At 47.1% G+C, this 10,056-nt stretch carries 9 protein-coding genes; 8 read left to right on the top strand and 1 reads right to left on the bottom strand.

Translation table 11 applies throughout. From position 1 onward, the window contains the following. Nucleotides 1-90: 90 nt before the first annotated feature. Nucleotides 91-918, bottom strand: a complete 828-nt coding sequence (locus KTH90_RS22955) for a MerR family transcriptional regulator (protein ID WP_158355743.1) — start codon at nt 916-918, stop codon at nt 91-93. A gap of 485 nt (nt 919-1,403) precedes the next feature. On the opposite strand from KTH90_RS22955, the gene KTH90_RS22950 reads away from it, so the two are divergent. The 8 genes from KTH90_RS22950 (at nt 1,404) to KTH90_RS22915 (ending at nt 9,815) form a co-directional block, all read left to right on the top strand. Then, entirely contained in the window at nt 1,404-3,530 is a 2,127-nt protein-coding gene (locus KTH90_RS22950; RefSeq protein WP_158355745.1) for a DNA topoisomerase, read from the top strand. After that, nucleotides 3,499-4,164, top strand: coding sequence for an acyltransferase (locus KTH90_RS22945; protein WP_158355744.1), 666 nt, complete (start codon nt 3,499-3,501; stop codon nt 4,162-4,164). Before KTH90_RS22950 ends, KTH90_RS22945 begins: the two co-directional genes overlap by 32 nt. A 489-nt stretch (nt 4,165-4,653) precedes the next feature. Continuing rightward, nucleotides 4,654-5,352, top strand: coding sequence for an ABC transporter ATP-binding protein (locus KTH90_RS22940; protein WP_158352307.1), 699 nt, complete (start codon nt 4,654-4,656; stop codon nt 5,350-5,352). Nucleotides 5,353-5,357: 5 nt separating this feature from the next. After that, entirely contained in the window at nt 5,358-6,938 is a 1,581-nt protein-coding gene (locus tag KTH90_RS22935; protein WP_238727525.1) for a putative ABC exporter domain-containing protein, read from the top strand. A 278-nt stretch (nt 6,939-7,216) separates the two neighbouring features. Further along, complete coding sequence (locus KTH90_RS22930) at nt 7,217-7,594, top strand: GntR family transcriptional regulator (protein WP_158352305.1); 378 nt, start codon at nt 7,217-7,219, stop codon at nt 7,592-7,594. Between the two features lie 88 nt (nt 7,595-7,682). Next, nucleotides 7,683-8,543, top strand: coding sequence for an ABC transporter ATP-binding protein (locus tag KTH90_RS22925; protein ID WP_158352304.1), 861 nt, complete (start codon nt 7,683-7,685; stop codon nt 8,541-8,543). Further along, nucleotides 8,540-9,178 carry an ABC-2 transporter permease gene (locus KTH90_RS22920; protein WP_158352303.1) on the top strand — a complete coding sequence of 213 codons (639 nt, stop codon included), beginning with the start codon at nt 8,540-8,542 and terminating at the stop codon, nt 9,176-9,178. Before KTH90_RS22925 ends, KTH90_RS22920 begins: the two co-directional genes overlap by 4 nt. Before the next feature lies 1 nt (nt 9,179). Continuing rightward, complete coding sequence (locus KTH90_RS22915; RefSeq protein ID WP_158352302.1) at nt 9,180-9,815, top strand: ABC-2 transporter permease; 636 nt, start codon at nt 9,180-9,182, stop codon at nt 9,813-9,815. Nucleotides 9,816-10,056 lie beyond the last annotated feature (241 nt).

The raw sequence follows: 10,056 nt of genomic DNA, 5'->3' as shown, positions 1-10,056 counted from the left end.
AATGATACAAAATTTTAAAATTTTAGTTAGACCCTCATAGATTGAATACCCTATGAGCTTAACTAACTGACATTGGCCGTGAATAGTAACTTATAACGGCGTACCGTCCTCAAAGGGAATCTGAAGTTCTGTGACGAATTCAGATTGATTATTGGTCAGCCCGGAGTCGATCAAAGTGATTTCGACCGAACTTCCGGTCATCCGCAGGTTTTCTTTTTCCATAAAATCCAACAGGAGATTGTAGGAGTCATCGGATTTTACATGGGTGCCGGAAAAGCGGATGGTAAGATAGTCCTGCTCCTTTTGATATTCCAGATTTCCTTCGTAGCGGTCTTCATCCTCCACAAAGACAAAAATTTCGGAAAAACGGTCAAATTTTCGGTTCCGCAGATCGTCGGCAGAGATAGATACTCCGACTTTGCCAAGAAACATGGCGGGACTTAAGGCGTTGAGACGCTCCAGCTCACGGATCGGATATTCCAGGTCTGTGCCCCGGGGGATTTCTTTGCGCAGACTTAAGACCGCCCGCTTTTCCAGATGGCGTATTCGGATGATGTTCATGCTGGAGCATACGGCATCCTGGATTTGGGTGAGGCGGTTGTCTATTTTTCTGCTGATTGTTTGGAGCCCGGCAATTTTGCAGCTTATATCTGCCTGCTGTCCCCGCAGGAGTTCCACCATGGTTTCGGGGTCTTTGTTGTCAAAGAAATGCGCAATTTTTTCAATCGGCATGTCCAGCGCCCGAAGATACTTAATCGTATTCAGACGTTCAAACTGGCGGGTGGAGTAATAACGGTAGCCTGTTTTGTTATCCGTCATTTCCGGTTTCAGGATACCCACCTGGTCATAATATCGAAGTGTCCGGATGTTCATAGAGAATAATTTGGAAAGTTCCCCAACGGTGAATAACTCTTTCATAACATTTTCCCTCCAAAGTTCCAGTATCATTCAATGGTCTTTTGTTTCAGTATAACATAAGTGATACTCCGATGGGAGGCGAGGAGGGGAGGGGACTGGCACCTTTCGGGAGTAATGCCAGATTTTATAGAAACTACGTGGAGAAAGGTGCCTGTCCCCGGATGCCGGTCTATTCGAGGAAAAAATGCCTGCTCCCGGGGGAACTAAGCTAGTCAACATCCGGGGACAGGCCCCTTTCTCCACGTAGTTTCTATAAAATTTAGCTTTACTGCCGAAAGGTGCCAGTCCCCTCCCATATGAATTGTACCAGGGAATCAGCCGGGCAGGTACCTGTTCCAAAATCAGTTGCCAAAAAAGTGTTGGATGTAATATAATGAAAGGAAAAATAATATCTATATTACAAAACCGGTCCGGTTTTGCAGGATGTGAGTGCCTGTATGAAGCTTGTACATGCCTCACATGATACGTTAGAAAGTTGGAAATACATGTCGAAAGCGTTATACATAGCAGAAAAACCCAGCGTGGCCCAGGAATTTGCCAAAGCTTTGAATCTGAAAACCGTGAGGCATGATGGGTATGTGGAATCAGAGGAAGCGGTCGTTACCTGGTGTGTGGGACACCTGGTAACGATGAGCTATCCGGAGGTTTACGATAGTAAATACAAAAGATGGAGTCTGGAAACACTGCCGTTTTTGCCGAAGGAATTCAAATATGAGGTAATTCCGTCAGTGGCAAAGCAGTTCCAGATCGTAAGCGGGCTGCTGAACCGGGAAGATGTGGATACGATCTATGTCTGTACCGACTCCGGGCGGGAAGGGGAATATATCTACCGGCTGGTGGAACAGATGGCGCAGGTACACGGCAAGAAGCGCCGGAGAGTCTGGATCGATTCGCAGACGGAGGAAGAGATACGCAAAGGAATCGAGACGGCGAAAGACCTGTCGGAATATGATAATCTGTCGGCATCCGCCTATCTTCGGGCCAAAGAAGATTATCTGATGGGGATTAACTTTTCCAGACTGCTGACCCTAAAATACGGGAATTCCATCGCCAATTATCTGCGGGTAAACCGCACCGTGGTTTCGGTTGGACGGGTAATGACCTGCGTGCTGGGCATGGTGGTAAGGCGGGAACGCGAGATCCGTGAGTTTGTAAAAACGCCGTTTTACCGGGTAATCGGAACTTATGACCATGAAGGAAAACCGTTTGAGGGGGAATGGAAGGCGGTAGAAGGCTCACGTTATTTTGCCTCCAGAGACCTTTATAAGGAAAACGGGTTCAAGGAACGGGAAAAGGCCGAAGAACTGATCCGTTTCTTAAGTGAACAGCAACCCATCCTTGCGATTGTGGATAAGATCGAGAAAAAGAAAGAAAATAAGAATCCTCCCCTGCTGTTTAACCTGGCGGAGCTGCAAAATGACTGCTCCCGGCTGTTCAAATTAAGCCCCGATGAGACCTTGCGGATCACCCAGGAATTATACGAGAAAAAACTGGTAACCTATCCAAGAACCGATGCCCGGGTTCTCTCCACTGCAGTGGCCAAAGTAATCCAGAAGAATTTATTTGGGCTAAAGAATTATGCCAGGACAGGAGCTTTTGCGGCGGAGATCCTGGAAAATGGTTCCTATAAGAATCTGGCCAGGACCCGTTATGTCAATGACAAACAGATCACCGATCACTATGCGATCATCCCGACAGGCCAGGGATTTGGTGTGCTGGGTTCTTTGCACGCCAATGCGGCAAAGGTCTATGAGCTGATTGTGCGCAGGTTCTTAAGTATATTCTACCCGGCGGCAGTGTATCAGAAAGTTCAGCTGATCGTGGATATCCGGGGAGAAAAGTTTTTCTCCAATTTCCGTGTCCTGTTATCAGAGGGCTATCTGAAAGTGTCCGGCCGGCCTCAGCAGAAGAAAAAATCCGAGGATGACGGAGCAGAGGAAGAAAACCTGAGTGATGAGGAACTGCTGGCGATTTTACATGCGCTGAAAAAAGGCGCCTCCCTGCCGGTGAGCAGCCTGGATATCAAAGAGGGCGAAACTTCCCCGCCGAAGCGCTATAATTCCGGTTCCATGATACTGGCGATGGAAAATGCCGGCCAGCTGATCGAGGACGAGGAGCTGCGGGCCCAGATCAAAGGCAGCGGCATCGGAACCAGCGCGACAAGGGCGGAGATATTAAAAAAGCTGGTCAACATCGATTATCTGGGGCTGAACAAAAAAACGCAGATTATAACGCCCACCCAATTGGGGGAAATGATTTACGATGTGGTGAACACATCCATACGCTCGCTTCTCAACCCGGAGCTGACGGCCAGCTGGGAAAAGGGATTAACCTATGTGGCAGAGGGAACCATAACACCGGATGAGTATATGGAAAAGCTGGATAAATTTATCCGCTCCAGAACCCAGGGCGTTCTGGGTCTGCATAATCAGTACGCGCTGCGGGGAAATTATGACAGAATCGCAGCCTGTTATAAACAGAGTACTTCCCGCCAAGCCAGCAAGGCAAAGACCAAAGATCCAAAAGACCAACAAAATAATGATTCAACCAGCAATCAAGCCTCAGAAAGGAAACAGGAAAATGGAAGCAATGAAAATCAGAAATCTATATGACTTAACCCAGACACAGGCGGCGGCACTCTTAGAAAAAGCCGAATACCCGTGGGAGGTCCTTCCTGAAATCGGAGCATTTATAAAAGAGCTGGGAGCAACACTGCCAGAGGAGGAATATGAGAAAAGAGGAGAAAACATTTGGGTAGCCCGCTCTGCCAAAGTAGCCCCCACAGCATTTTTAAACGGCCCTGTGATTATCGGTAAAAATGCGGAAGTACGTCACTGCGCGTTTATCCGCGGCAATGCGCTGGTAGGCGAAGGATGTGTAGTGGGTAATTCCACAGAATTAAAAAATGTCATATTATTTAACAATGTACAGGTACCCCACTACAATTATGTAGGCGATTCCATCCTGGGCTACAAGTCCCACATGGGTGCGGGGTCCATTACATCCAATGTGAAATCCGATAAGACCCTGGTGGTCCTTCACACCAAGGACGGTGACATGGAGACAGGACTCAAAAAGTTCGGGGCCATGGTAGGGGACTATGTGGAAGTGGGCTGTAATTCCGTATTAAATCCCGGAACAGTAATCGCAAGACACAGCAATGTATACCCACTCTCGATGGTAAGAGGATTCATTCCCCAGAATTCCATCTACAAAAAGCAGGGAGAAATTGCTGAAAAACGGTAAGACAGCCATTCAAAAAACCAGGCATCCCCCAGGCAACCCAGAATATTACTATTCACGGCTGATTTTTAAAGGGCCGGGAGTGGAGGGGCGTGGTATGGGGAGCCGGGCGGCAAGTCTCGCGGGGCCAAATCACATCAACCAGGCCTAAGAACGGGTAACTCCGAAGGCGGGAGAACCTCTTATTGGCAGGGCTCGGAACAAACTCGCCAAAGGGCGGCTCGGACAGTGTTCCGGGCCCTGCGAGGTTCTCCCGCCCTCTGCGTAACGCGTTCTAAGGCCTGGTCTCAAGTGATTTGGCCCCGCGAGACTTGCCGCCCGGCTCCCCATACCACGCCCCTCCACTCCCGGCCCTTTAAAAATCAGCCGTGAATAGTAACCCCAGAATCACCCATACGTGAAATAAAATCTTGACAAATAACTTATGGCTATGTATTATTGTATTAAAGAATTAGTACAATAATACATGGGCAAATGAGAGGAGCAGTTGCTATGCTGGAAATACAAGATTTGACAAAGAAGTATGGGAAGCATCTGGCGGTGGATCATGTCAGTTTCACAGTACCGGATGGGAAAGTGGGAATATTACTGGGGCCCAATGGGGCTGGAAAATCTACAATTATAAAGAGCATTGCCGGGCTGCTCCGCTTTGAGGGCGGGGTGGGCATCCAGGGGATTTCCAACAGGAAACTGGAGGCCAAAAAACAATTCGGTTATGTGCCTGAGATTCCGGCCATGTTCGATGCCCTGACCGTCCGGGAACATCTGGAATATATACACAGAGCTTATGGAGTATCGGTGAGCGAGCAGGAGATCATCGATCTTCTGACCCGTTTTGAACTGGAGGACAAACAGGATAAGCTGGGCAACGAGCTCTCCAAAGGAATGATGCAAAAGGTCAGTATCTGTTGTGCCCTGCTGATTAGGCCGCAGGTATTGATGTTGGATGAACCTATGGTTGGGCTGGACCCCAGAGCGATCAAAGAGCTAAAGCAGGTGGTCTTGGAGCAGAAGGAACAGGGCGTGACGATTCTGATCAGTACCCATATGCTGGAGATGGTAAAAGAACTTTGGGATGTGATGTTTGTCATGGAAAAAGGTAAGATAATCGGGCAGTATACCAAAGAGGAAGCAAAGGACCAGGACATCGAAGATCTGTTCTTCGATATTACGGGCGGTGATGAAGGTTGACAAATATGAAATCATTAATTTATCTGTGGAAAAGGACGATGGTTAACCGGATCCGGAAGGCTTTGAGCAAACCGGTGACCTACATCTATCTGATCCTGGGGATCGCTTATGTCGCCATGATTCTGACCGGCATCGGAAGTCTGGTGGTCACGAATAACTGGAATACCCCCAGGTATCTGGTCTATGCCCTGTCGGCTCTGGTATTTTTAAATATTCCCGCCAGCCTGCTGCAATATGCCAAGAGAAAAGGACTGCTGTTCCGGCCAAGTGAAGTGCATTTCCTGTTTTCAGCGCCGATCTCACCGAAACTGATTCTCCTGTATGAACAGATGAAATCCAATATGATGAATCTGGTGTTAACCCTGGTTGTGACCGTCCTGGGATGTACGCTGTTCGGGATACCGGTCTGGAAAATGCTGCTGTATTTTGTGCTGGCCTACATTGTGGAAAATGTACTGGAAGCCAGCCTGGTTGTTGTGCTATATGGAAATGAACGGCTGAAAGAAGGCACGGTGCGCCTGCTTTGCAGGGCCGTGTGGCTGGTCGTGGCCGCGCTGGTTCTGTTCGCCGCATATATGTTCTTTACGCAGGATGCGTCGTGGAACGTTCTGCCGCTGGTACTGGATCATCCGTTCCTGCAGTGTATTCCGATTATCGGATGGAACATTGCGTTTGTCAGGCTGTTGCTATTAGGGCCTACGACGCTGAATGTGATCTGCACTCTTTTGTATTTGGTATTTACTCTGGTGCTGCTGACCATCGCGGTGCGGATGAGATGTGTGGGAGAGTACTACGAGGACGCGATGAAGTTTGCAGATGATTACCAGGAGATCTTGCAGAAAAAGAAAAAAGGCGAAACCTCGGGTATGTCCATCGGGAAAAAGAAAAAATATGGGAAAGCTCAGGTGGAATATAAAGGGAGCGGTGCGAAAGCGATATTTTACAGGCAACTGCTGGAATATAAGAAAAATAAAACATTTATATTCGGGATGTTTACACTGATATCCCTGATCCTGGGAATCGGGATCGCAGTGTTTGCCCATCTGAATGATCTGGCAGCCAGCCCCTATCGGTTTTTTGTGGTTCCCGGTGTCATGGCATATTTGGTGTTTATTTTTACCAGCTATGCGACAAAATGGTCCAAGGAGCTGGAGAATCCCTATACCTATCTGATTCCGGACAGCTCTATACGGAAAGTATGGTATGCTACCCTGATCGAGCATATTCGTTCGCTTATTGACGGCTGTCTGATGACGATACCTGCGGCGGTTGTACTGCGCCTGACACCGGTACAGACTGTGCTTACCGTGATGATCTATGTATGTTTGCAGGCGACGAAGCTGTATTTTAATGTGCTCAGTGAAGCTCTGCTGGGCAATATCCTTGGAAATTTTGGAAAGCAGATAATGCGCCTGCTGGGTGAGGGACTTGTTATTATGGTAGCGATACTGGCTTGTGTAGCCGGGACGCTTTTGGTGAATGTGGAGTTCGGGTTTTTTGCATTGATATTAAGTTCTGTAATATTGACCGGGCTTGTGGCCTGGGGCGGTTCCGTTGCGTTTGCGAAGATGGAATCTTTGCAATAGAGAACCGTTGTAATAAATAGATGAGCAGAGCAGGAAGGTGCCTGTCTCCGAGACCGTCCCCGGATTGAGATACTCAATTTGAGGGATGGCTTCCGGGGACAGGCATCTTTCGCTTTTCGATTCCGGTATCCTGCGATAACGGAATCGGAACCTTTGCACACTGGAAAATTTTACTGTCTGTTTTTCCGTTTTATTATAAAAAAATTGTTGACAGAGTGTATATATTGTGTATAATAATGTATATAGACGATATACACATTCTGATAAGAGGTGAGCGAGTGAATATAATAATCAGCAATTCCAGCGGAAAGCCCATATATGAACAGATCACATCACAGATCAAGAATATGATCGTGGCTGGGGAATTGAAGCCGGGGGAAGCGCTTCCGTCTATGAGACTCCTGGCGAAAGAGCTCCGAATCAGTGTTATTACCACAAAAAGGGCCTACGAAGATCTGGAGCGTGACGGATATATCTATTCCGTGGTAGGTAAGGGCAGTTTTGTAGCGGATGCCAATATGGAACTGGTGAAGGAAGAGCATTTACGCAGGATCGAAGAAAATCTGCAGAATGCGGTGGAAGCAGCGAGAATCAGCCATATCGAACTGCAGGAGCTGCAGGATATTTTAACAATGTTATATAAAGACGAAGGATGATAGTGAATAATCAGGCGGATGATTGGCCATGAAATGGAATGCCTTATTAATGTGATCATACGAAAATGTATAAATGGAGGAAACCAGTATGGACTATGCGATTGAACTACAAAATGTGTGCAAGGATTATGATAATTTTAAACTGGATCATGTGTCAATGAATGTACCAAAGGGCAGTGTGGTAGGGTTTGTAGGGGAAAATGGTGCAGGGAAAACGACCACCATCAAAGCAATTCTAAATCTGATTTCCGTGGACAGCGGTAAGATTCAGGTGTTCGGCCAGGATCATGTGGATAAGGAACGGGAGATAAAAGAGCAGATCGGGGTTGTGTTTGATGAGAGCTGCTTCCACGAGCAGCTGACCGCACCAGAGATCGGTAAAGTAATGTCAAAGATTTATAGGGACTGGCAGCCAAGGGATTTTGAGGAGTATCTGCGGCGTTTTCAACTGCCGGCACAAAAGAAGATCAAGGATTACTCCCGGGGTATGAAAATGAAGTTATCCATCGCGGTGGCCATGTCCCATAAGGCTAAACTGCTGATTCTGGATGAGGCCACCAGCGGGCTGGATCCGATCGTGCGGGACGAAATCCTGGAGCTGTTCCTGGACTTTATACAGGACGAAGAACATACCATCCTGGTTTCTTCCCATATTATCAGCGATCTGGAGAAGATCGCGGATTATATTATCTTCATTCACGGCGGCAAAATCCTGTTTCAGAAAAACAAAGATGAGTTACTCTATGAATACGGCATTATACGCTGCAGTGAGGAGCAGTTCCGGAAACTGGATCCTAAGCTCTGCATTTCTTATCGGAAGAACCAGTTCGGGTATGAGGTGCTGACCAGCCAGCGAAAAGAGATCGCGAGAATTTACCGGGATCTGGTAATCGATCAGGCGGATATTGAAAATATAATTTTATTCTATGTGAAAGGTGTGAGATTATGAGTGCCCTGTTATTAAAAGATTTTTACAGTCTGAGATCCTATTTCAAATCTTTCGGTATTATGTATGTGATTTTTATCGTCTGCTTTCTGAAAACACCGGAAGTCTTAAGCAGCGTTATGGCAGTCATGAGTCCCATGGCCGTGATCAATACGATGTCCTATGACGATTATTATCACTGGAACCGCTATGCGAAAGCCTTACCCATGGGTTCCCGTACCATTGTAAAATCCAAGTATATCCTGTTGGTGCTGCTTTCCTTTGCCATGTCGGCAGTGGCTGCGGTTGTCGGTTCGGTGATGAGTATTGTCCAGAATATTGCTGCGGAAAAATTGCCGGTGATCTGGGGAGGCGCTCTGGGATCGGTAGGAATCGCCATCTTGCTTTATAGCTTTGTACTGCCTCTGCTTTACAAATTTGGTGTGGAAAAGGGCAGATTTATTATGATCGGCCTGATCGGTATATTTACCGCATCCATCTATCTGCTAGTGAGCCTGAGGGATAAACTGACCCGGTTCATTCCGTCAGAGGCACAGCTAAAGCTGCTTTTGTACATGAGTCCGCTGATCATACTACTCATTGTATTGGCTTCCTATCAGATATCCTGTAAAATCTTTGAAAAGCAGGGGGCAGATTGATATGATCGGGTTACTGGCTAAGGATCTGATGGTGATCAGAACGTATTTCAAACAATTGATGATTGCCCTGGTGGTATTCATCCCGTTGAGCTTCGCTTCGCCTGGTGTCATGGGAAGTATGCTGGCTATTCTGCTTCCCATGACCGTGATCACATCCATGTCTTATGACGATTTCTATCACTGGCATCAATACACCAGGGCTATGCCCTTGAAACCGAATACAGCGGTAATGGAAAAATATGTTATGCTTATACTTTTTGAGTGTATTGCCGCTTTTTTAGGATGTGTGGCCGCTCTGGTTTTTCTGTTGATCCGGCGCCAGCCCTTAACGGAAATTCTGATCATGTGGAAGAGTATGGCAATGGTTGCAGGAGTGTCACTCATTCTTTACAGTATCGCGCTGCCGGTTATATTCCGGCTGGGTGTGGAGAAGGGGCGGCTGGCGTTAATGGCCATATTCGTGGTTCCTTCCATTCTGATGGTATCGGCCGGTGATTGGATGAAAAAGTTGTATGTGCTGGTGAACGGATGGAACAGGCTGAAATGGTTCTTGCCTGCTGCCGTGGTGCTGATCATAGCGGTAGTTGAAGCCTCTTATCTGATTTCCTGCCGCATTTACAGGAGAAAAGAAGAGTAGGATAGTTGATGGAAAGAAGCTGTTGCTCTGGTAGCTGGTGAAGCTGCTGAAGCAACAGCTTTGTTTTTATTCTACCAGGGTGCGCCCAAAAGCGTGACGATAGGAATAGCACGTGACAATAGGAAAAGCGCGTGACTTGTAATTTTTAGTGAAATATGGTAGTATTTCAGTACAAATCAAGATAGTTCTGATCACTTTTCTTTCAGAGTCCCACATGGATAGGAAATAGAATAGGTGCCAA

Source organism: Diplocloster modestus (genome assembly GCF_019042245.1).
GTDB lineage: Bacteria > Bacillota > Clostridia > Lachnospirales > Lachnospiraceae > Diplocloster > Diplocloster modestus.
The sequence above is the reverse complement of the archived record's forward strand: the minus strand, read 5'-3'. Positions and strand labels throughout refer to the sequence as shown.

What these genes read in the sequence shown, in the direction of transcription:
- KTH90_RS22955 (WP_158355743.1), bottom strand. Translation starts at nt 918, where the DNA reads ATGAAAGAGTTATTCACCGTTGGGGAACTTTCCAAATTATTCTCTATG.
- KTH90_RS22950 (WP_158355745.1), top strand. Translation starts at nt 1,404, where the DNA reads ATGTCGAAAGCGTTATACATAGCAGAAAAACCCAGCGTGGCCCAGGAA.
- KTH90_RS22945 (WP_158355744.1), top strand. Translation starts at nt 3,499, where the DNA reads ATGGAAGCAATGAAAATCAGAAATCTATATGACTTAACCCAGACACAG.
- KTH90_RS22940 (WP_158352307.1), top strand. Translation starts at nt 4,654, where the DNA reads ATGCTGGAAATACAAGATTTGACAAAGAAGTATGGGAAGCATCTGGCG.
- KTH90_RS22935 (WP_238727525.1), top strand. Translation starts at nt 5,358, where the DNA reads ATGAAATCATTAATTTATCTGTGGAAAAGGACGATGGTTAACCGGATC.
- KTH90_RS22925 (WP_158352304.1), top strand. Translation starts at nt 7,683, where the DNA reads ATGGACTATGCGATTGAACTACAAAATGTGTGCAAGGATTATGATAAT.
- KTH90_RS22920 (WP_158352303.1), top strand. Translation starts at nt 8,540, where the DNA reads ATGAGTGCCCTGTTATTAAAAGATTTTTACAGTCTGAGATCCTATTTC.
- KTH90_RS22915 (WP_158352302.1), top strand. Translation starts at nt 9,180, where the DNA reads ATGATCGGGTTACTGGCTAAGGATCTGATGGTGATCAGAACGTATTTC.